Annotated in this window: 17 protein-coding genes, 11 tRNA genes, 3 rRNA genes and 1 pseudogene; 29 read left to right on the plus strand and 3 right to left on the minus strand. The window is 44.8% G+C overall.

Annotation, left to right across the window (positions count from 1 at the left end):
* The first annotated feature begins 304 nt into the window (after positions 1-304).
* A complete protein-coding gene (locus DER53_RS05785) occupies positions 305-898 on the plus strand; it encodes a hypothetical protein (protein ID WP_062756428.1) in 594 nt (197 codons plus the stop codon).
* A 651-nt stretch (positions 899-1,549) separates the two neighbouring features.
* Here the strand turns inward: DER53_RS05785 and DER53_RS05790 are convergent.
* The gene (locus DER53_RS05790; protein WP_062756422.1) at positions 1,550-2,623 is read right to left on the minus strand and encodes an undecaprenyldiphospho-muramoylpentapeptide beta-N-acetylglucosaminyltransferase; all 1,074 of its coding nucleotides are present in this window, start codon (positions 2,621-2,623) and stop codon (positions 1,550-1,552) included.
* A gap of 347 nt (positions 2,624-2,970) precedes the next feature.
* Here DER53_RS05790 and DER53_RS05795 point away from each other — a divergent pair, with 347 nt between their 5' ends.
* The 7 genes from DER53_RS05795 to cshA all read left to right on the plus strand — a co-directional run bounded on the left by DER53_RS05795 (position 2,971) and on the right by cshA (position 10,387).
* A complete protein-coding gene (locus DER53_RS05795) occupies positions 2,971-3,693 on the plus strand; it encodes a polysaccharide deacetylase family protein (RefSeq protein WP_012748954.1) in 723 nt (240 codons plus the stop codon).
* Between the two features lie 11 nt (positions 3,694-3,704).
* On the plus strand, positions 3,705-4,301 hold the full coding sequence (locus DER53_RS05800; RefSeq protein ID WP_062756420.1) for a DedA family protein: 597 nt from the start codon (positions 3,705-3,707) through the stop codon (positions 4,299-4,301).
* A 12-nt stretch (positions 4,302-4,313) separates the two neighbouring features.
* Positions 4,314-5,453, plus strand: a complete 1,140-nt coding sequence (locus tag DER53_RS05805; protein WP_062678770.1) for an MGDG synthase family glycosyltransferase — start codon at positions 4,314-4,316, stop codon at positions 5,451-5,453.
* 149 nt (positions 5,454-5,602) lie between these two features.
* A complete protein-coding gene (locus tag DER53_RS05810) occupies positions 5,603-6,697 on the plus strand; it encodes a D-alanine--D-alanine ligase (RefSeq protein WP_062678769.1) in 1,095 nt (364 codons plus the stop codon).
* An 18-nt stretch (positions 6,698-6,715) separates the two neighbouring features.
* Entirely contained in the window at positions 6,716-8,092 is a 1,377-nt protein-coding gene (locus DER53_RS05815) for a UDP-N-acetylmuramoyl-tripeptide--D-alanyl-D-alanine ligase (protein WP_062756418.1), read from the plus strand.
* A gap of 92 nt (positions 8,093-8,184) precedes the next feature.
* Positions 8,185-8,895 (plus strand): alpha/beta hydrolase, encoded by a 711-nt coding sequence (locus tag DER53_RS05820; protein ID WP_062756427.1) that lies wholly within the window; start codon positions 8,185-8,187, stop codon positions 8,893-8,895.
* Between the two features lie 91 nt (positions 8,896-8,986).
* Positions 8,987-10,387, plus strand: a complete 1,401-nt coding sequence (gene cshA, locus DER53_RS05825) for a degradosome RNA helicase CshA (RefSeq protein WP_062756416.1) — start codon at positions 8,987-8,989, stop codon at positions 10,385-10,387.
* Between the two features lie 94 nt (positions 10,388-10,481).
* Here cshA and DER53_RS05830 read toward each other — a convergent pair whose 3' ends face one another.
* Positions 10,482-11,099, minus strand: coding sequence for a rhomboid family intramembrane serine protease (locus DER53_RS05830; RefSeq protein WP_062678766.1), 618 nt, complete (start codon positions 11,097-11,099; stop codon positions 10,482-10,484).
* 59 nt (positions 11,100-11,158) lie between these two features.
* On the opposite strand from DER53_RS05830, the gene acpS reads away from it, so the two are divergent.
* From acpS to DER53_RS05860, 6 genes and pseudogenes are all read left to right on the plus strand, one after another.
* Positions 11,159-11,518 (plus strand): holo-ACP synthase, encoded by a 360-nt coding sequence (acpS, locus tag DER53_RS05835; RefSeq protein WP_062756414.1) that lies wholly within the window; start codon positions 11,159-11,161, stop codon positions 11,516-11,518.
* A gap of 81 nt (positions 11,519-11,599) precedes the next feature.
* A complete protein-coding gene (locus DER53_RS05840) occupies positions 11,600-12,613 on the plus strand; it encodes a LolA family protein (RefSeq protein WP_062756412.1) in 1,014 nt (337 codons plus the stop codon).
* Between the two features lie 224 nt (positions 12,614-12,837).
* Positions 12,838-14,001 (plus strand): alanine racemase, encoded by a 1,164-nt coding sequence (gene alr, locus DER53_RS05845; protein ID WP_012748964.1) that lies wholly within the window; start codon positions 12,838-12,840, stop codon positions 13,999-14,001.
* Between the two features lie 128 nt (positions 14,002-14,129).
* Positions 14,130-14,412 (plus strand): annotated as a pseudogene (locus DER53_RS05850) (CopG family ribbon-helix-helix protein).
* Between the two features lie 4 nt (positions 14,413-14,416).
* Positions 14,417-14,767: a type II toxin-antitoxin system endoribonuclease NdoA gene (ndoA, locus tag DER53_RS05855; protein ID WP_003253417.1), complete on the plus strand. Its 351-nt coding sequence runs from the start codon at positions 14,417-14,419 to the stop codon at positions 14,765-14,767.
* A 332-nt stretch (positions 14,768-15,099) separates the two neighbouring features.
* On the plus strand, positions 15,100-17,265 hold the full coding sequence (locus DER53_RS05860; RefSeq protein ID WP_176573201.1) for a Tex family protein: 2,166 nt from the start codon (positions 15,100-15,102) through the stop codon (positions 17,263-17,265).
* Here DER53_RS05860 and cmpA read toward each other — a convergent pair.
* Entirely contained in the window at positions 17,260-17,373 is a 114-nt protein-coding gene (cmpA, locus tag DER53_RS05865; protein WP_012748966.1) for a cortex morphogenetic protein CmpA, read from the minus strand. The two genes, DER53_RS05860 and cmpA, sit on opposite strands and share 6 nt — an antisense overlap.
* Positions 17,374-17,461: 88 nt before the next feature.
* Between cmpA and DER53_RS05870 the strand changes: the two genes are divergently transcribed.
* From DER53_RS05870 to rrf, 15 genes are all read left to right on the plus strand, one after another.
* A complete protein-coding gene (locus DER53_RS05870) occupies positions 17,462-17,929 on the plus strand; it encodes a SprT family protein (protein ID WP_062678763.1) in 468 nt (155 codons plus the stop codon).
* Between the two features lie 435 nt (positions 17,930-18,364).
* A tRNA-Asn gene (locus DER53_RS05875) sits at positions 18,365-18,439 on the plus strand.
* 2 nt (positions 18,440-18,441) lie between these two features.
* A tRNA-Ser gene (locus DER53_RS05880) sits at positions 18,442-18,534 on the plus strand.
* A gap of 20 nt (positions 18,535-18,554) precedes the next feature.
* Positions 18,555-18,626 (plus strand) — tRNA-Glu (locus tag DER53_RS05885).
* 49 nt (positions 18,627-18,675) lie between these two features.
* Positions 18,676-18,751: transfer RNA gene (locus DER53_RS05890), tRNA-Asp, on the plus strand.
* Between the two features lie 20 nt (positions 18,752-18,771).
* Positions 18,772-18,846, plus strand: a tRNA-Gln gene (locus DER53_RS05895).
* Between the two features lies 1 nt (position 18,847).
* A tRNA-Lys gene (locus tag DER53_RS05900) sits at positions 18,848-18,920 on the plus strand.
* Positions 18,921-18,925: 5 nt separating this feature from the next.
* Positions 18,926-19,010 (plus strand) — tRNA-Leu (locus tag DER53_RS05905).
* A 16-nt stretch (positions 19,011-19,026) separates the two neighbouring features.
* Positions 19,027-19,109, plus strand: a tRNA-Leu gene (locus DER53_RS05910).
* 75 nt (positions 19,110-19,184) lie between these two features.
* A tRNA-Arg gene (locus DER53_RS05915) sits at positions 19,185-19,261 on the plus strand.
* A gap of 3 nt (positions 19,262-19,264) precedes the next feature.
* Positions 19,265-19,338 (plus strand) — tRNA-Pro (locus DER53_RS05920).
* A gap of 26 nt (positions 19,339-19,364) precedes the next feature.
* A tRNA-Gly gene (locus DER53_RS05925) sits at positions 19,365-19,438 on the plus strand.
* A 248-nt stretch (positions 19,439-19,686) separates the two neighbouring features.
* A 16S ribosomal RNA gene (locus tag DER53_RS05930) occupies positions 19,687-21,242 on the plus strand.
* Positions 21,243-21,887: 645 nt separating this feature from the next.
* Positions 21,888-24,822 (plus strand): 23S ribosomal RNA (locus DER53_RS05935).
* Between the two features lie 253 nt (positions 24,823-25,075).
* Positions 25,076-25,192, plus strand: a 5S ribosomal RNA gene (gene rrf, locus DER53_RS05940).
* Together the 16S, 23S and 5S rRNA genes with 11 tRNA genes alongside form the textbook arrangement of a ribosomal RNA operon.
* Positions 25,193-25,226: the final 34 nt, after the last annotated feature.

Consider the following 25,226-nt stretch of genomic DNA (forward strand, 5'->3'; position numbering starts at 1 on the left):
ATTGAAGAACAAGGGATGGGAAAGGAAGTAAAAACTTTTCTTAAAAATTAGAAAATAATAGATCAAGCTCCCTCTGCTTGTTGCTTCTCAAGTGAAACGTCCTAAGCACTGAAAAACTTTTCTTTGTGATGCTCGATGTACGCTAAAATGCTGCCACCGATTGTTTAATCTCATGGATATCCTTAAACATCCGCATTTTCTGCAATCAAATTTGCGGAAAATACGGATGTTTTTTCTAATTCCTTTTGATACAATGGGGGGAGCTGAGCGGCTTGACAAGATAATGAATGAGGAAGGAATCTTTATGAACAAAAGAAAACCTGTTAAAAAGCTTATAGGTATCGTCTTTTTTATATTAGTTTTTGTATTTGCATGTACTGTATTTTTTTTGGATTTACATCTTACTCCTTTAAACGCTGCTAAGAAAAACAATTATATACATAAGAATGCTGTATTACTAAAAGAAATAAACGCTCGTGAAAACAAAATATATATTTTTCAGGATAACGAGCAATCCTATAAAACTGTCATATCTAAGCCTTTTGGACCATTCTGGAAAAGTGAGATAGCATTTAATTATCAATCAAATTTAAAAAATGATATTGAAACAGTTGGCTACGCCAAGATAAATGATCAAACCATTAATATGCTTATGTTGGCTTTTAAAACAAATACAAATGACATTAAATATGTTGAAGCTGGTCCGGACGGAGAAAGATTTTTGCGACCAATGCATCTAGGGAATATCGAGATTTTTTACTGGGAAGGGAAGTTGAATGAAAGAGATATCAACCCAATAGCTCTTTCTGCCGATAAAAAGCCAAAATATTACTATGGTTTTTCTAAAGATGAACAATATGATGATCTAAGGACAATACAATGGCATGAATATCATTAGTTTCTACGTGAAATATATGCTAAAAATAGGGTTTTTACTCATTAGCCCCGGACACACGATAAAGGTTATTTTTTATAATCGTAGTGACAATGGGGCGCGTGATAGATGAAATGGAGAAAGTGTTTGAAGGACTTTAAACTACCAAGCATTCTAAATTCATGTGGAAAGTATCTATAAAAGGAGGAAACTGGATTAAATCCTGAAATTTGTATAAAAAGAAAACGGCAAAAAACGATTTTGTTTTCCGGTGATCCAGGTTCAATGGACTGAGAGCGAAATTTTACACAATCGTTAGGACTTGATCAACATCAAACATAAGCCTTCATTTTACGACACTAATCAGGAGATTACGCTCTTTAACTTTTTAAGAAAAAATTCAGCTAAAGCAGACTCTAAATATAGTAAAAAGTGACGGTACTTTTTCGGCTAGTGCATATAAAAGAGGTGATATTTGTGAAGAATCAAGACAAGTATTGTCTCTAGTAGCAATTGGTGTCTTTTTTGTAGGTTTTCAACTATACCAATTAATGACACACTAAAGGAATTAGTAAGTGTAATAAATAGATAATAAAAAATAGGGAAAATGGGAAAGAGAGGCTGACTTCAAAAGGTGGATTTAGTAACCTTTTGAGTCAACCTCGTCTTTTTTACTTAACTTTTCCTTGCTTCCTCAATCAACGTCAGCAACTTTTGCAGTGCATCTCCCGCGTCGGACCGATCCATGTTTTGCCGGTAGCGGTCTTTGTTTTGGTAAAGATGATAAATAGCATTGCGCAGTGATTTGTTCGTTAAGTTTTCTTCCATCAGCACTTCCGCGTAGCCGGATTTTTCAAAAGAGCGGGCGTTTAAAATTTGGTCGCCGCGGCTTGCTTCTTTGGAAAGAGGAATGAGCAGCATCGGTTTGCGCAAGGCGAGAAACTCGAAAATGGAGTTTGCGCCAGCTCGTGATAAGACGATATCCGCCATTGCCATCAGATGAGGAAGCTCTTCATGAACGTACTCAAACTGTTTGTAGCCTTTTTTGTTCGTCCATTGAGGGTCGACATTTCCTTTTCCGCAAATGTGGACGATTTGAAAATCATCAAGAAGCGTTTGTAAATTGGCGCGCAGTGCATCGTTAATCCGCTTCGAGCCTAAACTTCCGCCCATGACGAGAAGAACGGGTTTCCCTTTTTCAAATTGGCAGTACTCCCGCCCTTTGTCGGCGTTTCCTCGTTTTAATTCTTCACGCACCACCGCGCCAATGTAAATCCCTTTTTCTTCTTTGACATGGCGGAGTGTTTCTGGAAACGTGACGCAAATTTTGGTCGCAAACGGCATCGCAATTTTATTGGCAAGTCCCGGGGTAATATCGGACTCGTGGATGATGGATGGGACGCCATTTAACCATGCGCCGATAATGACGGGGACGGAAACGAATCCACCTTTGGAAAATACGATGCTCGGCTTTTCTTTTTTAATGATGCGGTACGCTTGAAATGTACCTTTGAGGACTTTAAATGGATCTTTAAAGTTGTTCCAGTCGAAATAGCGGCGTAGTTTTCCTGTCGAAATCGGAAAATAAGGCACGCCTTCCACCTTCGAAATTAGTTCGCGCTCAATACCTTGGTGGGAACCGATATATGCGATATCCCAGCCTTGTTCTTTTAGCTTGGGAATGAGCGCTAAATTGACCATCACGTGCCCGGCTGTTCCGCCGCCGGTAAGAATAATTTTTTTATTCAATGTAATCACCTATCTTTTTGAGCATATTGAAATTTTACATTCCTTTTAAAAACGATTATTACTATCTTTAATATCGTATTGTATTATAGCAAATTGACGCTTGAGGTGCGAAAACATGAAAATTTCGTTAGATGGAGAAGAATCAAGGCAATGTTTGTATCTTTTTCTTTTTTATTTTTATGAAAGTGCTTGCGGTATATAACATATGACTGATTTTATTCATTTAATAAAAAATGTAAAATTGGAAATGGTTACGTGAAAATGATTAATAAAGATAAATAGGATTATAATTTTCTATTTTCAAAGAAAAAGAGTACTGGTAAAGTACAAATAAAGAGGTGAAAACGATGCTATGGATCGTTTTGTTCGCTGGAGTAATGATATTATACGGCATCGTTCCAACAGTTCTTATTCGAAAAACAAATTTTCGCATTTACCGCAAAGGGACACAACCAGGAATGATCGCGTTAACGTTCGATGACGGTCCCGACCCATATTATACACCGAGACTGTTAGATTTGTTGAAAAAACATCAAGTGAAGGCAACCTTTTTCGTTGTTGGGAAAAAGGCGAAGCAATACCCTTATATTGTGAAACGAATGCATGATGAAGGCCATGAAATTGGGATGCATAACTATCGACATATAAGCAATTGGTTTATTTTCCCTCCTTTTTTAGAAAAAGGATTGCAAAAATCCGCGGATATTATTGAACAAATTGTTGGAACGCGGCCGATGTATTATCGTCCGCCGTGGGGGCATTTTAATTTGTTCACCCCGTTTTTGCAGAAAAAATATTCGACGGTGATGTGGACGGACATTCTTGGCGATTGGAATGCCAAAATTGGTACAATGGAATTGTTTAATCGGCTGAAAAATAGCATGAAAGATGGAGCGGTGATTGTTCTTCATGACAGCGGGAAAACGTTTGGCGCTGATGAATTGGCTCCAGAACAAATGCTTTCGGCGTTGGAATTGTTATTGAAGGAAGAAGAAGCGAAAAATATGCGCTGGGTGACGATTACAGATTTGCTGAACGAGCAAACTAATAAACAAATTTCATCGATATAATTGGGGGATCTATGGATACGAGCATTCTTTTTTCGTACGTGCAATCATATGGATATGTGATTATTTTTCTGTTTCTGTTTTTTGGCATTGTCGGCATTCCCGCTCCGGAAGAGAGTTTGCTGTTTTTTCTAGGGATTGTTATTGCCAGGAAGCAGCTGTTATGGGAATATTGTTTTATCGTAAGCTGGGGCGGTGTTGTTATAGGAATGATCGTCGCCTACGGCATCGGCCGTTTTTTAGGAGCGCCATTTATTAAAAGGTACGGAAAGTATGTAGGAATAAAAGAGGAAAAATGGGAGCGAACACGAAAGTTGTTTCATCGATATGGAAAATGGGTCATTTTGTTTGGCTATTACGTCCCCGGCGTTCGGCAAATTTCGCCATATATGGCTGGTGTGATCCGCTTTCCTTTCCGTTTGTTTTTATTGCTTGCATCCGTTGGCGCAGCGATATGGGTGATTCCCATCATCGTTGTTGGAATGCTGCTTGGTCAACATGTGCAAATTCCACTGATTTATTTTCCGATGATCGGGATTGTTTTATTTTTGTTGTTTCTGCTTGGAGTGTGGGTTGGACAGCAATTTCGCAAAAAATCTTTTGAAAATTAAAGGGAGCTAACGATGATGAAAATTCTTGTATTACCATTGTTCCAAATGAGCACAGGCCATCATAAAGTAGCCGATACGTTGATTGATTTTCTGCAAAGGCAATTTCAAGATATATACTGTAAAAAAATCGACTTTTTAAGCTATTGTAATGAACTGATGGAAAAAATGGTTTCTGAAATGTATTTACGATGGATTCGCTCTCATCCAGCTTCCTATCATCGTGTTTATAAGGCGTTTATGTACTATGATGTTCATCGGTTAGAATTCGTTTCTTTTGAGCCATGGCTGCCTTATTTTGAAAATAAAATGAAAAAAATGTTGGAGAAGGAGAAACCGACACTCATTATTTGCACTCATTCGTTCCCATCGCGCATTTTGCAACGGCTAAAGCGGAAGAAGCTGATTCAAATACCAGTAATCAACGTATATACCGATTTTTTTATCAATAGCGTATGGGGGAAACGGGACATCGACTATCATTTTGTTCCACATGCGGACGCAAAAAAGGAGTTAATGACGAAATATCATATTGATGAAAAACGAATTATTGTGACAGGTATTCCCGTCCATGAAGTGTTTATGACGAAACATTCCGAGCTGAGGGGGAAAAGACGCCCGTTTCATTTGCTGTTGGCGGGAGGAAACCAAGGACTAGGCAATATTGTCGATTTTTTTAAGAAAGTAGAAGATTCCCGTTTATTTCGCTATTCGGTACTATGTGGAACGAACAAAAAGTTATATGATGAAATCGCAAGCTGGAAGCATCCACATATTCGCCCTTTCTCATACATATCTAGCCCACAAGAGATGAATCGTTTGTATAACGAAGTAGATGCGGTAATTACAAAACCAGGCGGCGTTACGGTAAGTGAAGTGCTGCATAAACAATTGCCTGTTTTTACGGTTGGTTACTTGCCTGGTCAAGAACAAATTAATTTGCAATATCTTGAAAAACATGGATTGATTTATAATTTGACAGGGTTTCGTTATTACGAACGAAAAATCATTCATGTACTCACAGATGAAATAGAAAAAAATCATTTTTATCGACGGGTGCATGAATATTTTTCACAGATTGAAAAAACGGCGCAAGACGCATTAAAAGAGATTGTGGCAATGTATCAAGGACAATACCGCGCTCTCTGGAAATAGCGATTTCACCATCTAACGAATGGGTTAGATGGTGTTTTTACTGTTTTCAAAGTGACGAAACAACCTATATTACTCATATAAAATACCATACGATTGTGCTGGAAACGTGTTAAAATAGAAACTATGGTAAACAAAGAGGAGGAGCCTAAATGAAAACGAGAGTTGGAATTTTATACGGAGGCAAATCGCCTGAGCATAACGTATCTTTATCAACGGCGATGGCGGTGATGAATGCCATTGATAAAAATAAATTTGACGTCATCCCGATTTATATTACAACTGAAGGACAGTGGATCAAGGGAGAACGGTTGACTGGAAAAGTAAATGATATAAAGCAATTGCAGTTTCAATCTGACGCAAAAGCCATTATACCGGTAGCGTTAAATCAAACACCGGCGGTTGCGGACGGGAAAAAGCAAGAGGAAGCGGTAGTGGATGTCATTTTTCCATTATTGCATGGACCGAACGGAGAAGATGGCACGGTGCAAGGGTTGCTTGAGCTCCTTAATATTCCATACGTTGGAAACGGTGTGCTTGCCTCCGCAGTCGGGATGGATAAAGTGGTGATGAAAAACTTATTTGCGCAAGCAGGATTACGTCAGGCAAAATACGTATCGTTTACGAAGCGGGAATGGAGTAGAAACGAAGAAGCGGCTTATGACAAGGTGGAACAAGAGCTTGGATACCCTTGTTTCGTCAAGCCGGCGAATGCGGGATCAAGCGTCGGGATTACGAAATGCAAGCAGCGCGATGATTTAAAAGCGGCTTTTGCTGAGGCGTTTAAGTATGATCGAAAAATTATTGTTGAGGAAGCGATTGTTGGGCGTGAAATCGAAATCGGCGTCATCGGCAACGATGATCCAATTTGTTCGGTTGTTGGAGAAATTGTCCCGAAAAAAGAATTTTACGATTATCAAGCGAAATATGAAGACGGTAATACGGAATTAATTATTCCGGCAGACGTTACAAAAGAACAGTATGAAACGATTAAACAAATGGCGATTACCGCGTTTAAGGCGCTTGACCTTTCTGGACTCGTACGAGCCGACTTTTTCTTAACGGAAGATGGCGAAGCGTATATTAATGAAATTAATACAATGCCTGGGTTTACACCGTATAGTATGTTTCCTTTGTTATGGAAACATAGCGGCATTTCCTATTCAGAACTGATTGAACGTCTTGTACAATTAGCGATCGAACGTCATGAAGAAAAGCAAACAATCACGTATACGTTTGAGAAATAAAAATGAAGGTGAAAAAAGATGATCACTCGTACATTGCGCGATATACAGTCGATGGTGGACGGACGCGGTTTAGCGGCCGGCTTTTTCGACATAATGGTTCATGGGGTTTCAACAGATACGCGAACGATTCAACAAGGCAATTTGTACGTTCCATTAAAAGGAGCTAAGTTTAACGGCCATGCGTTTGTCCAAGATGCGCTCGATAAGGGCGCGAGCGCTGTGCTTTGGGCGGAAACGGAAGGAACCCCGCCGAGAGACGTACCGGTGATTATCGTGGACGACACGTTGCGCGCGCTCCAGCGCCTCGCGCATCGGTATCGCAAGCAGCTTTCGGTAAAAGTCATCGGCATTACGGGAAGCAATGGCAAAACGACGACAAAGGATATGGTGGCATCATTATTAGCAACCACCTATAAAGTACAAAAGACGGAAGGAAATTTGAACAATCATATTGGCGTACCATTGACATTGCTCCGCTTGGAAGAAGACACAGAGATGGCTGTCGTCGAAATGGGAATGAGCAATTTTGGCGAAATCGAATTATTATCTAACATCGCCGAGCCGGATGCGGCAGTTATTACAAATATTGGCGAATCGCATTTGCAAGAACTAGGTTCACGCGAAGGGATTGCTCAAGCAAAATTAGAAATTTTATCGGGTTTAAAAAAGAACGGCCTTTTTGTTTATCATGGAGATGAGCCGTTGCTGGTGAACCGGGTTCCAGACTTGCCGCTGCCTGAGCACGTCTTGAGATTTGGGCAAGGAAGCGAAAACGATTATTATCCGAAAGCGGTCCATGTACAGGCCAATGGCACTACGTTTACCATTCATCAGGCGCCAAATCGCTCCTTTTTCCTTCCGATTTTAGGGAAGCATCATGTATATAACGCGTTGGCTGCTATCGCTGTAGCTCGCTTTTTTCACGTAAGCTGGGAGAAGATTCAAGAAGCATTTTCACAATTGCAAGTGACGCGTATGCGCATGGAATTAATCGAAACAAAGAAAGGCTGGACGATTATTAATGACGCGTATAACGCTAACCCAACATCGATGAAAGCGGCGTTGCAGTTACTTCACGAATTGACGGGATATGAGAAAAAGATTGCTGTATTAGGAGACATGCTGGAGCTTGGCGATCAAGAAGCGGAGTTTCATCGGGAAATCGGCGCGATGCTGCGGCCGGAAATGGTCGATTATGTATTTACGTATGGAGCGTTAGCACGCCATATTGCGCTCGCGGCACAGCCGTTTTTTCCAGATGGACGCGTGAAAGCATATGAAGATAAGCAGTCTTTGGCAAAAGACTTGCTTGCGGTTGTTTCCTCTGGCGATGTGATTTTGCTGAAGGCTTCACGTGGAATGAAGCTAGAAGAGTTGCTTCCTGATTTGCAATAACCACATCATTGTGTAAAATGAAAACAACCGTGAAAAAATAAAAGCGGCGTTTCTAACTGCCGCTTTTGATTTTTTGGAAAATGGTGATGATGATGATTGGGTGTCTATGTATACACGGATTTACGGGAAGCCCTGATGAAGTAGCTCCGCTGGCGGAATATTTACAAAAACGAACGGACTGGGTGATCAAAACGCCGACACTTCCCGGACATGGAAAGCGGCTGCAACTAAAAGGAATTACTTATGATCAATGGTTTCAAGCGGCAGAAAGGGAATTGCAAGCATTAATGGAAATATGCGAAACGGTTTATGTCATCGGCTTTTCGATGGGTGGAGTAATCGCGGTATATTTGGCGGAAAAATATAAGATTGACAAGCTTGTGCTATTAAGCGCCGCTTTTTATTATGTCAATCCGCGTCAATTAATAAAAGATATCCATGAAATCGTTCGTGATGGATGGAGGAGGCGTTTTCGCGAAAATCCGCTTTTTATCCGTTACAAAAATAAAATTTTAGCAACGCCGCTTACAGCCATATTAGAGTTCCGAAAATTAGTCAATGAAGTCCGGCCGCGTTTGCCTAATGTACATATTCCGGCGCTGATTGTTCAAGGTGAAAAAGACGCTATCGTTCCAATGAAAAGCGCCCATTATTTATATAATAAGATCGGTTCATCGCAAAAAAAGCTGTTATTGTTACGAGAATCATACCATCACGTCTGCCACGGCCCTGACCGATATCTATTGTTTTGCGAAGTAGAAAAATTTTTACGGGAAAATAAGTTAGAAAATGGTATTTATTGAAAACAGAACGTGAAAATGGTATGATAACTCTTAAATATTTTTATTCGATTCATTTCGGATAGTAAGGAAATTTAAAGGAGTTTGAATAACATTGACAACGTTTCATGAATTAGGATTAAGCAACGAATTAATGAAGGCGATTCGCCGGATGGGATTTGAGGAAACGACCCCGATTCAAGCGGAAACGATTCCGTTAAGTCTACAAAATAAAGACGTCATTGGGCAGGCGCAAACTGGCACCGGTAAAACGGCTGCTTTTGGTATTCCGCTCATTGAAAAAGTAGATGTAAAAAATGAAGCCATTCAAGGTCTTGTTGTGGCACCGACGCGGGAGCTGGCGATTCAAGTATCGGAAGAACTTTATAAAATTGGAGCAGTCAAGCGCGTTCGAGTATTGCCGATTTACGGAGGGCAAGATATTGAGCGGCAAATTCGCGCATTAAAAAAACGCCCGCACATCATTGTAGGAACGCCTGGCCGAATTATTGATCATATCAACCGTAAGACGCTTCGGTTAGACAACGTGCACACCGTTGTGCTTGATGAAGCGGATGAGATGCTTAATATGGGGTTTATCGACGATATCGAAGCGATTTTAAGCAATGTTCCTGAAAAACGGCAGACATTATTATTTTCCGCAACGATGCCGGAGCCAATCCGACGCATCGCCGAACGGTTTATGAATGAGCCGCACATTGTGAAAGTAAAAGCGAGGGAAATGACGGTTCCAAATATTCAACAATATTATTTAGAAGTGCAAGAAAAGAAGAAATTCGATATTTTAACGCGTTTATTGGATATTCAAGCGCCGGAGTTAGCCATTGTTTTCGGACGTACAAAACGGCGCGTGGATGAATTAGCAGAAGCGCTCAACTTGCGTGGGTACGCTGCCGAAGGAATTCATGGCGATTTGAGCCAAGCGAAACGGTTATCCGTTCTTCGTAAATTTAAAGAAGGTTCGATTGAAATTTTAGTCGCTACGGATGTAGCGGCACGTGGACTGGATATTTCCGGCGTGACGCACGTTTACAATTTTGATATCCCGCAAGATCCGGAAAGCTACGTTCACCGTATCGGCCGCACCGGGCGCGCTGGAAAAACAGGTGTAGCGATGACGTTTGTTACGCCGCGGGAAATTGGACAGCTTCATAATATTGAGCGCACGACAAAACGGAAGATGGAACGGATGAAGCCGCCGACGCTTGATGAGGCGCTAGAAGGCCAACAGCGTATCGCTGTGGAAAAGCTGGTTGCGACTGTCGAATCGGAAAATCTTTCTTTTTATAAACGAGCTGCCGAAGAGTTATTGGAAGAACATGATTCCGTGTCGCTTGTCGCCGCGTGCATTAAAATGTTGACAAAAGAGCCTGATACAACGCCAGTGCAATTAACGGAAGAGCCGCCGCTTCCGGTAAAACGGGAGAAAAAGCGCGGGAACCGTCCAGGCAGTCAACCAAGGGAGCGTACAAAAAAACGGCGCGTTGCCCGTTAAAAACGGCGCATAAGCGCCGTTTTTTATTTGAGCGATCCAATATTTCTCATTCGGTAATTAAGATTCCGCTTTCATGAATGAAGAAAGCGGAATCTTAGCGATGAAGAAGAAAAGGCTGATGTGGATGCAGATGGGAAGAAATGAAAGGAGCAATGATCCCACCGCCTAAAAAACCAAACAGGTGAGCGACCATATTTACATTAGGGGCAGTAAATGAGATAAATAGGCTAATACATATGACGGCAAAAAGAAGTCGCGCGTGTTGTGTTTCGATTATATCACGGCGAAATACGATCAAGTATCCATACATGCCGAACAGACCGAAAATGGCTCCAGAAGCTCCAGCGTGACTATACATCGCTGGCAGAACAAAAAATGTTGCAATGTTGGCGCATATTCCACTGCCAATATAAAGAAGCAGAAACTTGCTTTTCCCTAACATTTTTTCTAAAGCAGGTCCGAATAAAATAAGAGAAATGGAGTTAATTATCATATGTTCAAACCGTACATGTAAAACAAGCGGGCTTACTAACCGCCAATACTCCCCGTTCTGTACAGCGGCATTAAAACCAATCATTTTTTCCCATAATGGCTCGGCTATAGGAATGCGTAAAAAAAACGTGAACCAAATCACTACGTGAAGGGCGACAAGGATGGAAACGGCAGGGTAAAACCGAAAAAATGTATGGGCATTTTCCATGCGCGCAAACATAAACTTCGCTCCTTTATTCGTTTATTAAAATGTATGTACATAGAGAGGGTAGAAGAACGATGATTATCGGGATTGGCATCGATATTGTAGAATTAAAACGGATTGAACAACTAATGATGAAAAATGAAAAATTTATTGATCGAATTTTAACGGAGGAAGAAAAAGGGATTTTTTTTCAATTATCACCGAAACGAAAAGTAGAATTTTTGGCAGGGCGGTTTGCGGCAAAAGAGGCATATGCAAAAGCGATTGGAACAGGAATCGGAAAGAATGTATCATTTCATGATATCCAAATTATGAATGACGATAACGGAAAACCGATCGTTGTTTCAAATGGGAAGGATTGCCGCATTCACGTTTCGATCTCTCATAGCCGCGATTATGCGATTGCTCAAGTCATTATTGAGCGCTTGTCATAGCTAGTCTGCATATTCCCCTAAGTTGTCTCATATATTGTAATGCACAGATGGAAATCGATATGAGACAAAGGGGTTGAAACGATGAGGAGAAAAGTATTTAGTGTATTTATGGGCATCATACTGCTTGTCGCTTTAACTGGCTGCTGGGCAAAATCACAAGAAGACGTGATGAAAGCGCTGGATGAAAAGATGGATGAGATGACAAGTTACCAAGCAGAGGCAAAAATGACCTTTCAAACAGGATCTAAGCCGCAAGTATACCATGTTGAAATTTGGTATAAGCAGCCTTCGTACTACCGTGTCAGCTTAAAAAATGCCGACAAAGGTCAAAGCCAGATGATTTTACGCAACGATGAAGGGGTTTTTGTTTTTACTCCGGCGCTAAACAAAAGCTTTCGTTTCCAAAGTGATTGGCCGAAAAACAGCAGTCAAGCGTATTTGTATGAGTCACTGGTCAAAGACATTTTAAGCGATTCGAAAGCGGGTTTTAAAGCGACGAAAAATCATTACGTATTTGAAACGAAAACAAACTATCCGAACAGCAACATGATTCCAAAGCAAGAAATTACGTTAAACAAAAAAGATTTATCGCCGGTATCCGTCAAAGTGATGGATACAGACCGGAACGCTTTGTTAACCGTACAATTTTCAAAAGTGGAGTTTAATAAAAAATTTGATGATGATGCGTTTGATACCTCTAAAAACATGACAGGAGCACGCTTAGAAGTACCAACGATGGCAAAAGCGGAAGACAAAGCGATTGAAGTAATGTATCCGGTCAATTTACCGGAAGGGGTAAAACAAATAGATGAAAAAGAAGTTGCTGCCGAAGATGGGAAACGGATTATTATGACATTTGGAGGCGAAAAATCATTCACGTTAGTCCAAGAGAAAGCGAGAGTATTGCCGGCAACAAGCACTCCGACACTTGTCAATGGCGAACCGATTGATTTAGGCTTTGCGATCGGCGCGTTGACAGATCAGACTCTTACATGGTCGTATAAAGGAGTCGAATTTACGCTCGCTTCGAAGGACTTAACGCCAGAAGAAATGGTAATGGTTGCTCGTTCTGTACAAGGAAAAGCAATGAAATAACCGTTATTGACACGGGCCAGCAGTTGCTGTGCCTTTTTTTGTTTGCTAAAAAATCTGGGGAACTTAAATATTGACGATAAGTACATATTCCTTCATTGCTTTGCAAGTGGTAAACTAAAAAAAGATGGAATGCTTTATTTTATCGAGATAGGAAGATAAAGTTGGAGTAAATATCTTTCAATGTATTTGCATTCATTTTGATAGACAAGGAAGTGCAGCGAGATATGAGCAATTTGTTTTACCGCGATACTTGGGCAGAAATTGATTTAGATGCCATTTACTACAACGTTTCACAATTAAAAAACTTTTTGCAAAACGACATCCGCATTATGGCGGTAGTGAAGGCAAACGCATACGGCCACGGTGATGTACAAGTGGCAAAAACAGCGCTTGAAGCAGGTGCTTCTTATTTAGCAGTGGCGTTTTTAGACGAAGCGATTGCGCTAAGGAAAAAAGGAGTTACTGCACCTATTCTTGTGCTAGGGGCTTGCCGGCCTAGCGATATTAATATTGCCGCAAAGCATCGGATTACGCTCACTGTGTTTCAGCCGGAATGGATAGAACAAGCGGCAAACGTATACAGCGAAACGAGTCCCGTTTTATTTCATTTAAAAATGGATACAGGAATGGGACGGTTAGGTGTCAGGGAGGAAACGGAAACAAAGCGCGTCATTGAACAAATTGACCGACATCCGTATTTTTCATTGGAAGGAGCATATACTCATTTTGCTACAGCTGATGAAATAAACACGGACTATTTTTCTTTCCAATACGATAATTTTTTGCGAATGCTTGAATGGCTTCCATATAAACCACCGATTATCCACTGCGGAAACAGTGCGACAGCTTTACGGTTTCCGGATAAAGCCTTTAATATGGTGCGCTTTGGCATTTCAATGTATGGTCTATCTCCTTCACCGGAAATCAAACAATATTTGCCGTATGAGCTAAAAGAAGCTTTTTCATTGCATAGCCGTCTCGTTCATGTGAAAAAGTTAAAGCCTGGAGAAAAGGTGAGTTATGGAGCGACATATACGGCGGAAACGGAGCAGTGGGTTGGAACGGTCCCGATTGGATATGCAGATGGTTGGTTGCGTAAACTGCAAAATTTCCATGTACTTGTGAACGGAGAAAAAGCGCCGATTATCGGAAGAATTTGCATGGATCAATTAATGGTCCGTCTGCCGAAGCAAATGCCTGTTGGAACGAAAGTGACGCTGATTGGGCGGCAAGGCGACGAATATATTTCTGTTGATGACGTGGCTCAATATCTTGGAACGATTAACTATGAGGTTCCTTGTACAATAAGTTATCGCGTTCCCCGTATTTTTTTCAGAAATAAGAGTATAATGGAAGTGAGAAATTTTGTTTTGGATGGCAATGATTAAGTATAAACTGAAAGACTTTTCAGAAGATAATAGGTAGAAAAAGCAGAAATGACTTTGCAGCGTTTTTATTTAGTGGTATTATGAAATGGAAGTAATGAATCGGCTGCAGTTCGTGGAGGTGTATGTTCGTGTCGGAATCTAGCGCAACAACAGAAATCGTCGTTCGTTTGCCTCAAGCATTGGTAACCGAATTAGATGTGCTTGTAAAACAGGAAAACGGCAACCGCAATGACCTTATTTATCAAGCGACTAAAATGTATATTCGCGAGCGAAAAAAAACGTCAAATCCGTGAAGCAATGAGACGCGGTTATATGGAAATGGCCAAAATCAATTTATCCATTGCTTCAGAAGCGTTTCTTGCAGAATACGAGGCCGACCACACCGTTGAACGTTTAGTTAGCGGGGGGTAATGCTTTGATTGTTAAGCGTGGCGACGTTTATTTTGCGGACCTTTCCCCGGTAGTGGGCTCAGAGCAAGGAGGCGTTCGTCCGGTATTGGTCATTCAAAATGACATTGGAAATCGATTTAGTCCGACGGTGATTGTGGCGGCAATTACAGCACAAATTCAAAAAGCGAAGCTGCCAACGCATGTCGAAATTGATGCAAAACGTTACGGGTTTGAGCGGGATTCTGTCATTCTGCTAGAGCAAATTCGGACAATTGATAAACAGCGGCTAACAGACAAAATTACTCACTTGGACGATGAAATGATGGATAAGGTGGACGAAGCGCTGCAAATTAGTTTAGGACTTATAGATTTTTAAACAGTAGCGCTCGAAATTTAAATTTCTCTTCTCCGAAACAAAACTTGTTTCGTGAAACCCCCGCTCCGTTTTTGCAGCAAGAGTATAGACGGAAACGGCCTTCAGGATATATAAGTCTCATTCACCATGAGAGAATGCACTGAGCCACCTATCGCCTCCGTTTCATAAAAAGTGGTGAGTAGTTTGCTATGCGCAAAAAAGGGCAGGTCGCAAACAATCGATCTGTCCAACTATTTTATTCATATACGACTCGTTAGGAATAGCTGCATCATTGTAGCTATTTTTATTTTTAGTCATGGAGGGGTAAGGATTTGTTAAATAGAGAAGCGTTGATGGACCTGATAGCGAATGAATTACATTTGTCCACAAAGCAAGTTAGCAATGTGATTTCTCTTTCTGAGGAAGGAAATACGGTGCCGTTTATTGCCCGCTATCGGAAAGAGATGACAGGCGCCTTAGATGAAGTGCAAATTCGTGATATTTTGGAGAAATGGAATTACCTACAAAACTTAGAACAGCGGAAAGAAGAAGTCCTTCGCCTTATTGATGAACAAGGAAAACTAACGGATGATCTAAAAAACGCGATCATCAATGCTACGAAACTGCAGCAAGTGGAAGATTTGTATCGTCCTTATAGACAAAAACGACGTACAAAAGCCACCATTGCCAAGGAAAAAGGGTTAGAGCCTCTTGCGGAATGGTTATGGACGTGTCCAATGAGGCCGCGGCCGGAAGAAAAAGCGCAAGAGTTTATTCAACCAGAAAAAGAAGTACGTACCGTCGAAGAGGCGCTTCAAGGTGCGAAAGACATCATCGCTGAAAAGGCATCGGATGATGCACAATTTCGCCAATGGATTCGCCAGCACACATGGAAAAAAGGCGTGATCATATCGACTGTCAAAGAGTCGGAAAATGATGAGAAAAAAGTATATGAAATGTATTACGAATATGAAGAGCCAGTACATAGGATTGTTCCGCATCGTGTATTAGCGCTCAATCGCGGCGAAAAAGAAGGAGTGTTGCGTGTTTCCATTCAGGCGCCGGTAGAAGATATTATGACATACTTACAAAAGCACATTATTACAAATCCGCAATCTCCCGCCGCTTCCCTCCTTTCTGAAGCGATTGAGGACGGCTACAAAAGGCTTATTGAACCGTCAATCGAGCGGGATATTCGCAATGAATTAACCGAAAAAGCGGAAGAGCGGGCGATTCATATTTTTGCGGAGAACTTACGCAAGCTATTGCTTCAGCCGCCGTTAAAAGGGAAGATTGTTCTTGGTATAGACCCTGCCTATCGAACGGGATGCAAGCTGGCGGTGGTCGACGAAACAGGCAAATTGCTGAAAATCGATGTCATTTACCCTCATCCCCCGCAGCAACAGATAGAAGAAGCGAGAGAAAAGTTAATCCGCATTATCGAAGAATATCATGTCGAAATGATTGCCATTGGGAACGGAACTGCATCAAGGGAAACGGAGCAATTTGTGGCGGACACCTTAAAACAAGTAGATAAAGAAATTTTTTACCTTATTGTCAATGAAGCGGGAGCGAGCGTCTATTCCGCCTCTGACCTTGCCCGTCAAGAGTTTCCAGATTTACAGGTAGAAGAACGGAGCGCAGTTTCGATCGCAAGGCGTGTACAAGATCCGCTTGCCGAACTGGTGAAAATTGATCCAAAATCAGTAGGAGTTGGCCAATATCAGCATGACGTTTCACAAAAAAAATTAGCGCAATCATTGCAGTTTGTCGTGGAAACCGTTGTTAACCAAGTTGGCGTCAACGTCAACACTGCCTCCGTCTCTTTATTGCAATACGTATCAGGGCTTACGAAAACAGTATCGGAAAATATCGTAAAACGCCGTGAGGAACAAGGAAAATTTAAAAACCGCGAGGAATTAAAATCGATACCGCGGCTTGGTGCTAAAACATATGAACAGTGTATCGGATTTTTACGCATTATTGATGGAGACGAACCGCTCGACCGTACGCCGATTCATCCTGAGCGGTATGAAGAAGTGAAAAGGCTGTTGCACCAAATTGGTTTTACAACTGAACATATCGGAAGTGAAGAGCTTCGTCAGGCATTGCAATCTCTTTCCATTCCTGACACGGCTGCTGAACTTGGCATCGGAGAATTGACATTACAAGACATTATCGACGCTTTAATTCGTCCAGAACGTGATCCTCGCGATGAGCTGCCAAAGCCGTTATTACGAAAAGACATTTTAAAAATGGAAGATTTAAAAAGGGGAATGGAGTTAGAAGGGACGGTGCGGAACGTCGTCGATTTCGGAGCGTTTGTGGATATTGGGGTTAAGCAGGATGGGCTTGTTCACATTTCAAAATTAAGCAAGCAATATGTACGTCATCCGCTTGACGTTGTATCAGTAGGCGATGTGGTAAAAGTTTGGGTTGACAATGTAGATCTCGATAAAGGAAGAATTTCTTTATCTATGATTCCACCGGAAGAATCAGAAAAAACACTGCTTTCATGAGCAGTGTTTTTTCTGATAAAAAAACCAGCATTGATTTAGCAATTTGATTTGGTAACGATTTTTTTCATAATAGGCTCGTCTCATTTGATTTTTTAACCATGTTGGCATAACAGTCGACCTCCTGTAACAGAAAGGTTAGTATATAATGTATGTATGGTTGGTCTGTCCTGTGTCAAAAAAGTAAGGAGTAACGAAAATGAAACAAAGTGATTTGCAACGGCTTGTCGAAAGAGTGTCTTTACAATTTTTCAAAAAACCGTTCAAACATACAGCGACATTCAATCCAAGGCTTCGAACAACGGGAGGACGTTACATATTACAAACTCATAACATTGAACTAAATAAAAAATATTACGAAGTGTTCGGAGAAGAAGAGCTTATTGCCATTATTAAGCATGAATTATGCCATTATCATCTTCATTTAGAAGGAAAAGGATATCGCCATCGTGACCAAGACTTTCGTGATTTATTACGACAAGTTCAGGCTCCCCGCTATTGTCGGCCACTCCCCCAGCAAGCACAACAAAGAACAAAAAAAGTTTACGTGTATGTTTGTTCTAAGTGCAGTTTAAAATATAGACGGAAAAAGCGGGTCAATACAGACAAGTATGTTTGTGGACAATGTGGCGGAAAACTAATGTTGGATAACGGCGGAGAAATATGAAAGCACGTTTGCCGTAGTTTCATTTTTGTGCATTTATAGGCAAGCCTAAAAAAACAAACAATATTTTTTGTTAAAAAAGTGTTGACAGCTATTGTTTGTATATGCTAAATTATAAAAGCCGTCGCCAAAAGGCGATGGATGATAAATGAATACAAAAGCTATTGACAACCATCACTCAGCTCAATATAATAAAGAATGTCGATTGAACGAGCCTTTAAGAATGAAAAATTGTAATAGATATGGCTCGATATGTTTCTGTAGTAAGAAAGCATGATTTTGTTTATTCCGCAATAGCTCAGCGACGAGCGATACTTCTATGAATTTGCTCCGAGTTGCCTCGACGCATCCAACAACTTTGAGTTCGCTAGCAGAGGAAGAGGCAACGAACTGGAAAGTTATGATGTTTTGCAACAAGATAACTACATTTCCCTTTATTCCGCAATAGCTCAGCGGTAGAGCAACCGGCTGTTAACCGGTAGGTCGTAGGTTCGAATCCTACTTGCGGAGCCATTGGAGAAGTACCCAAGTGGCTGAAGGGGACGGTTTGCTAAACCGTTAGGTCGTGTCTTTACGGCGCGCGGGTTCAAATCCCGCCTTCTCCGCCACTTTTGATATATTTTGTCGTGGCCCGTTGGTCAAGTGGTTAAGACACCGCCCTTTCACGGCGGTAACACGGGTTCGAATCCCGTACGGGTCACTGCTGATGGGTGTTGGGGTCTATAAAGCACCAACCCCATTTTATTGATGGTCCCGTAGTGTAGTGGTTAACACGCCTGCCTGTCACGCAGGAGATCGCGGGTTCGAGTCCCGTCGGGACCGCCATTTAGATACTTTATTTACATTGGGCTATAGCCAAGCGGTAAGGCAACGGACTTTGACTCCGTGATGCGCTGGTTCGAATCCAGCTAGCCCAGCCATGAGCCATTAGCTCAGTAGGTAGAGCATCTGACTTTTAATCAGAGGGTCGGAGGTTCGAGTCCTCCATGGCTCATTTTTGCGGGTGTGGCGGAATTGGCAGACGCACCAGACTTAGGATCTGGCGCCTTACGGCGTGGGGGTTCAAGTCCCTCCACCCGCACCACTAACTTAATAAACATGCGGTCGTGGCGGAATGGCAGACGCGCTAGGTTGAGGGCCTAGTGGGGGCAACCCCGTGGAGGTTCAAGTCCTCTCGACCGCATAAATACAAAAAAATACTTGTGATTTATTTCAGGAAGTGCTAAAACATAATTCGTTGTTTCCAAAATCAATATTTGCGCTCGTAGCTCAATTGGATAGAGCATCTGACTACGGATCAGAAGGTTAGGGGTTCGAATCCTCTCGAGCGCGCCATTTCGGGAAGTAGCTCAGCTTGGTAGAGCACATGGTTTGGGACCATGGGGTCGCAGGTTCGAATCCTGTCTTCCCGATTTATTTAATCTTAATGAATAAACATGCGGGTGTAGTTTAGTGGTAAAACCTCAGCCTTCCAAGCTGATGTCGTGGGTTCGATTCCCATCACCCGCTCCATAATTAACAACTAATGTTTCAGGGAATGCTCCTTGAAAACTGAACAAAACGAAGCGTCCACAACGAAAAGCGAAGGCGACTGATTAGCCCCGGCAGGCGCTGGAGGGCTCGCGAGGAGGCTGTTGCCGCCACAGCGAGACCGAAGCGGCCCGAGGGGCTAGGAGCCGAAGCTGGACAATAAGAAATGCTGAAGCGCTTGACACCTTGCGGTGTCGGTGCTGAAGCTGAAAAGAAGCCAATCAACTTTCTTTTTGGAGAGTTTGATCCTGGCTCAGGACGAACGCTGGCGGCGTGCCTAATACATGCAAGTCGAGCGGACCGAACGGAAGCTTGCTTCTGTTCGGTTAGCGGCGGACGGGTGAGTAACACGTGGGTAACCTGCCCGTAAGACCGGGATAACTCCGGGAAACCGGAGCTAATACCGGATAACACCAAAGACCGCATGGTCTTTGGTTGAAAGGTGGCTTTTGCTACCACTTACGGATGGGCCCGCGGCGCATTAGCTAGTTGGTGAGGTAACGGCTCACCAAGGCGACGATGCGTAGCCGGCCTGAGAGGGTGACCGGCCACACTGGGACTGAGACACGGCCCAGACTCCTACGGGAGGCAGCAGTAGGGAATCTTCCGCAATGGACGAAAGTCTGACGGAGCGACGCCGCGTGAGCGAAGAAGGTCTTCGGATCGTAAAGCTCTGTTGTTAGGGAAGAAGAAGTACCGTTCGAATAGGGCGGTACGGTGACGGTACCTAACGAGAAAGCCCCGGCTAACTACGTGCCAGCAGCCGCGGTAATACGTAGGGGGCGAGCGTTGTCCGGAATTATTGGGCGTAAAGCGCGCGCAGGCGGTCCCTTAAGTCTGATGTGAAAGCCCACGGCTCAACCGTGGAGGGTCATTGGAAACTGGGGGACTTGAGTGCAGAAGAGGAGAGCGGAATTCCACGTGTAGCGGTGAAATGCGTAGAGATGTGGAGGAACACCAGTGGCGAAGGCGGCTCTCTGGTCTGTAACTGACGCTGAGGCGCGAAAGCGTGGGGAGCAAACAGGATTAGATACCCTGGTAGTCCACGCCGTAAACGATGAGTGCTAAGTGTTAGAGGGGTTTTCCCTTTAGTGCTGTAGCTAACGCGTTAAGCACTCCGCCTGGGGAGTACGGCCGCAAGGCTGAAACTCAAAGGAATTGACGGGGGCCCGCACAAGCGGTGGAGCATGTGGTTTAATTCGAAGCAACGCGAAGAACCTTACCAGGTCTTGACATCCCCTGACAACCCTGGAGACAGGGCGTTCCCCCTTCGGGGGGACAGGGTGACAGGTGGTGCATGGTTGTCGTCAGCTCGTGTCGTGAGATGTTGGGTTAAGTCCCGCAACGAGCGCAACCCTCGCCCCTAGTTGCCAGCATTCAGTTGGGCACTCTAGGGGGACTGCCGGTGACAAACCGGAGGAAGGTGGGGATGACGTCAAATCATCATGCCCCTTATGACCTGGGCTACACACGTGCTACAATGGGCGGTACAAAGGGCTGCGAACCCGCGAGGGGGAGCGAATCCCAAAAAGCCGCTCTCAGTTCGGATTGCAGGCTGCAACTCGCCTGCATGAAGCCGGAATCGCTAGTAATCGCGGATCAGCATGCCGCGGTGAATACGTTCCCGGGCCTTGTACACACCGCCCGTCACACCACGAGAGCTTGCAACACCCGAAGTCGGTGAGGTAACCCGTAAGGGAGCCAGCCGCCGAAGGTGGGGCAAGTGATTGGGGTGAAGTCGTAACAAGGTAGCCGTACCGGAAGGTGCGGCTGGATCACCTCCTTTCTAAGGATGATACGAAAAGCGGAAGCGCCGCGATCAGCTCTCGAAGCCAAATGTTCTTCACCCGCTGAAGTGCTTGCACTTCGAGGGGGAAGGTTATTTGGCACAAGAGAGCTAGGCGCTGGAGCTAGACAGCAGAAAGGCGAAGGGCGCTTACGTTTTGTTCAGTTTTGAGGGAACATGTTTATGTTCTCTTCAATCAATCCGTTTTGCGTCTGCGTCTACGAGTGGATTCAGAGAAGCTAGATTCCTCGACGCAAGGCAGCAGAGAAGTTGATTCAAGGCAGTAGCCTTGTTCAGTTTTGAGGGAGCATTTCACTCCTTCAGTCGTTTTGTGTCTGTGTCTGCTAGTGAATTCGAGGAAGCAGGATTCCTCGACACAAGGCTGCAAGGAAGCATACTCAAGTAGTCGCCTTGCGCCTGCGTCTATGAGCGGATGCAGGAAATAAGTTGGTTCCTTGAAAACTAGATAACCGAAAAGAAAAGCGGAGGCGCCGCGGTTAGCTCTCGAAGCCAAATGTTCTTCACCTGCAGAAGTGCTTGCACTTCAAGGGGGAAGGTTATTTGGCACAAGAGAGCTAGGCGCCGAAGCTAGACATAGGAAGAAGCCGAGAAGCGAAGGCGGCAAGCATGAAGCTGTTTTCGCATGGTTAAGTTAGAAAGGGCGCACGGTGGATGCCTTGGCACTAGGAGCCGATGAAGGACGGGGCAAACGCCGAAACGCTTCGGGGAGCTGTAAGCAAGCGTTGATCCGGAGATGTCCGAATGGGGAAACCCACTGCCCGTAATGGGGCAGTATCCATACCTGAATCCATAGGGTATGGAGGGCACACCCGGGGAACTGAAACATCTAAGTACCCGGAGGAGAAGAAAGCAACCGCGATTCCCTGAGTAGCGGCGAGCGAAACGGGAACAGCCCAAACCAAGAGGCTTGCCTCTTGGGGTTGTAGGACCACTCACATGGGAGTTACAAAGGAACGGGGTAGACGAAGCGGTCTGGAAAGGCCCGCCAGAGAAGGTGACAGCCCTGTAGTCGAAACTTCGTTCCCTCCCGAGTGGATCCTGAGTACGGCGGGACACGGGGAATCCCGTCGGAAGCAGGGAGGACCATCTCCCAAGGCTAAATACTCCCTAGTGACCGATAGTGAACCAGTACCGTGAGGGAAAGGTGAAAAGCACCCCGGAAGGGGAGTGAAAGAGAACCTGAAACCGTGTGCCTACAAGTAGTCAGAGCCCGTTCATGGGTGATGGCGTGCCTTTTGTAGAATGAACCGGCGAGTTACGATGACGTGCGAGGTTAAGTCGAAGAGACGGAGCCGCAGCGAAAGCGAGTCTGAATAGGGCGTTAAGTACGTCGTCGTAGACCCGAAACCAGGTGATCTACCCATGTCCAGGGTGAAGGTAGGGTAACACCTACTGGAGGCCCGAACCCACGTACGTTGAAAAGTGCGGGGATGAGGTGTGGGTAGGGGTGAAATGCCAATCGAACCTGGAGATAGCTGGTTCTCCCCGAAATAGCTTTAGGGCTAGCCTCAAGGGAAGAGTCTTGGAGGTAGAGCACTGATTGAGCTAGGGGCCCTCATCGGGTTACCGAACTCAGTCAAACTCCGAATGCCAACGACTTATCCTTGGGAGTCAGACTACGAGTGATAAGATCCGTGGTCGAGAGGGAAACAGCCCAGACCACCAGCTAAGGTCCCAAAGTGCACGTTAAGTGGAAAAGGATGTGGAGTTGCCCAGACAACCAGGATGTTGGCTTAGAAGCAGCCATCATTTAAAGAGTGCGTAATAGCTCACTGGTCGAGTGACTCTGCGCCGAAAATGTACCGGGGCTAAACGTGCCACCGAAGCTGTGGGATGACCGTTGGTCATCGGTAGGGGAGCGTTCTAAGCGCGCCGAAGCGAGACCGGAAGGACTCGTGGAGCGCTTAGAAGTGAGAATGCCGGTGTGAGTAGCGAAAACAGAGGTGAGAATCCTCTGCACCGAAAGCCTAAGGTTTCCTGAGGAAGGTTCGTCCGCTCAGGGTTAGTCGGGACCTAAGCCGAGGCCGAAAGGCGTAGGTGATGGGCAACAGGTTGAGATTCCTGTACCACCTCCTCACCGTTTGAGCAATGGGGGGACGCAGGAAGGTAGGGCGAGCAGGCTGCTGGAATAGCCTGTCCAAGCGGTTAGGCTGCCAGATAGGCAAATCCGTCTGGCGCAAAGGCTGAGCCGTGATGGCGAAAGGACCATCGGTCCCGAAGTCCCCGATCCTACACTGCCAAGAAAAGCCTCTAGCGAGGTGAGAGGTGCCCGTACCGCAAACCGACACAGGTAGGCGAGGAGAGAATCCTAAGGTGCGCGGGAGAACTCTCGTTAAGGAACTCGGCAAAATGACCCCGTAACTTCGGGAGAAGGGGTGCTCTCTTGGGTGATGAGCCCGAGAGAGCCGCAGTGAAAAGGCCCAAGCGACTGTTTACCAAAAACACAGGTCTCTGCGAAGCCGAAAGGCGAAGTATAGGGGCTGACACCTGCCCGGTGCTGGAAGGTTAAGGGGAGCGCTTAAGCCGCAAGGCTGAAGGTGCGAACCGAAGCCCCAGTAAACGGCGGCCGTAACTATAACGGTCCTAAGGTAGCGAAATTCCTTGTCGGGTAAGTTCCGACCCGCACGAAAGGTGTAACGACTTGGGCACTGTCTCAACGAGAGACCCGGTGAAATCATACTACCTGTGAAGATGCAGGTTACCCGCGACAGGACGGAAAGACCCCGTGGAGCTTTACTGCAGCCTGATATGGAATTTTGGTATCGCTTGTACAGGATAGGTGGGAGCCTGAGAAGCCGGAGCGCCAGCTTCGGTGGAGGCGCCGGTGGGATACCACCCTGGCGGTATTGAAATTCTAACCCGCACCCCTTATCGGGGTGGGAGACAGTGTCAGGTGGGCAGTTTGACTGGGGCGGTCGCCTCCCAAAAGGTAACGGAGGCGCCCAAAGGTTCCCTCAGAATGGTTGGAAATCATTCGTAGAGTGCAAAGGCACAAGGGAGCTTGACTGCGAGACGGACAGGTCGAGCAGGGACGAAAGTCGGGCTTAGTGATCCGGTGGTTCCGTATGGAAGGGCCATCGCTCAACGGATAAAAGCTACCCCGGGGATAACAGGCTGATCTCCCCCAAGAGTCCACATCGACGGGGAGGTTTGGCACCTCGATGTCGGCTCATCGCATCCTGGGGCTGTAGTCGGTCCCAAGGGTTGGGCTGTTCGCCCATTAAAGCGGTACGCGAGCTGGGTTCAGAACGTCGTGAGACAGTTCGGTCCCTATCCGTCGCGGGCGCAGGAAATTTGAGAGGAGCTGTCCTTAGTACGAGAGGACCGGGATGGACGCACCGCTGGTGTACCAGTTGTCCCGCCAGGGGCACCGCTGGGTAGCTATGTGCGGAAGGGATAAGCGCTGAAAGCATCTAAGCGTGAAGCCCCCCTCAAGATGAGATTTCCCATCGCGTCAAGCGAGTAAGATCCCTCGAAGATGACGAGGTCGATAGGTCCGAGGTGGAAGCGTGGCGACACGTGGAGCTGACGGATACTAATCGATCGAGGACTTAACCAAGCGGAAAAGCGGAGGCGAGCGCTTAGCGCCAAAAGGAAAATGTTCTTCGCCCGTAGAGGTGCTTGCACCTCAAGGGAGAAGGTTATTTGGCGCAAGAGAGCTAGGCACCGGAGCTAGACAACGGAAAAGCGGAAGCCGCCTATGCAAAACGGCTTCTTCCAAACAGACGGTTATCTAGTTTTGAGGGAACGAAATCCCTCTTGACAAACGTGATGATTGGAATATAATAATATGTGGCCAATTGAAGTGCTTGCCTAGTGACAATAGCGGAGAGGAAACACCCGTTCCCATCCCGAACACGGAAGTTAAGCTCTCCAGCGCCGATGGTAGTTGGGGCCAGCGCCCCTGCGAGAGTAGGTCGTCGCTAGGCTATTTATATGATTAATTTATTTCTTTCTATCGTC

Source organism: Parageobacillus toebii NBRC 107807 (assembly GCF_003688615.2).
Classification (GTDB): Bacteria; Bacillota; Bacilli; order Bacillales; family Anoxybacillaceae; genus Parageobacillus_B; species Parageobacillus_B toebii.

Bases quoted from the DNA above. Each gene is read 5' to 3' on its own strand.
- DER53_RS05820 (WP_062756427.1), top strand. From the start codon at position 8,185: ATGATTGGGTGTCTATGTATACACGGATTTACGGGAAGCCCTGATGAA.
- DER53_RS05815 (WP_062756418.1), top strand. From the start codon at position 6,716: ATGATCACTCGTACATTGCGCGATATACAGTCGATGGTGGACGGACGC.
- DER53_RS05860 (WP_176573201.1), top strand. From the start codon at position 15,100: ATGGACCTGATAGCGAATGAATTACATTTGTCCACAAAGCAAGTTAGC.
- cmpA (WP_012748966.1), bottom strand. From the start codon at position 17,373: ATGCCAACATGGTTAAAAAATCAAATGAGACGAGCCTATTATGAAAAA.
- DER53_RS05810 (WP_062678769.1), top strand. From the start codon at position 5,603: ATGAAAACGAGAGTTGGAATTTTATACGGAGGCAAATCGCCTGAGCAT.
- DER53_RS05785 (WP_062756428.1), top strand. From the start codon at position 305: ATGAACAAAAGAAAACCTGTTAAAAAGCTTATAGGTATCGTCTTTTTT.
- alr (WP_012748964.1), top strand. From the start codon at position 12,838: ATGAGCAATTTGTTTTACCGCGATACTTGGGCAGAAATTGATTTAGAT.
- acpS (WP_062756414.1), top strand. From the start codon at position 11,159: ATGATTATCGGGATTGGCATCGATATTGTAGAATTAAAACGGATTGAA.
- DER53_RS05870 (WP_062678763.1), top strand. From the start codon at position 17,462: ATGAAACAAAGTGATTTGCAACGGCTTGTCGAAAGAGTGTCTTTACAA.
- DER53_RS05830 (WP_062678766.1), bottom strand. From the start codon at position 11,099: ATGTTTGCGCGCATGGAAAATGCCCATACATTTTTTCGGTTTTACCCT.
- DER53_RS05800 (WP_062756420.1), top strand. From the start codon at position 3,705: ATGGATACGAGCATTCTTTTTTCGTACGTGCAATCATATGGATATGTG.
- DER53_RS05795 (WP_012748954.1), top strand. From the start codon at position 2,971: ATGCTATGGATCGTTTTGTTCGCTGGAGTAATGATATTATACGGCATC.
- DER53_RS05840 (WP_062756412.1), top strand. From the start codon at position 11,600: ATGAGGAGAAAAGTATTTAGTGTATTTATGGGCATCATACTGCTTGTC.
- DER53_RS05805 (WP_062678770.1), top strand. From the start codon at position 4,314: ATGATGAAAATTCTTGTATTACCATTGTTCCAAATGAGCACAGGCCAT.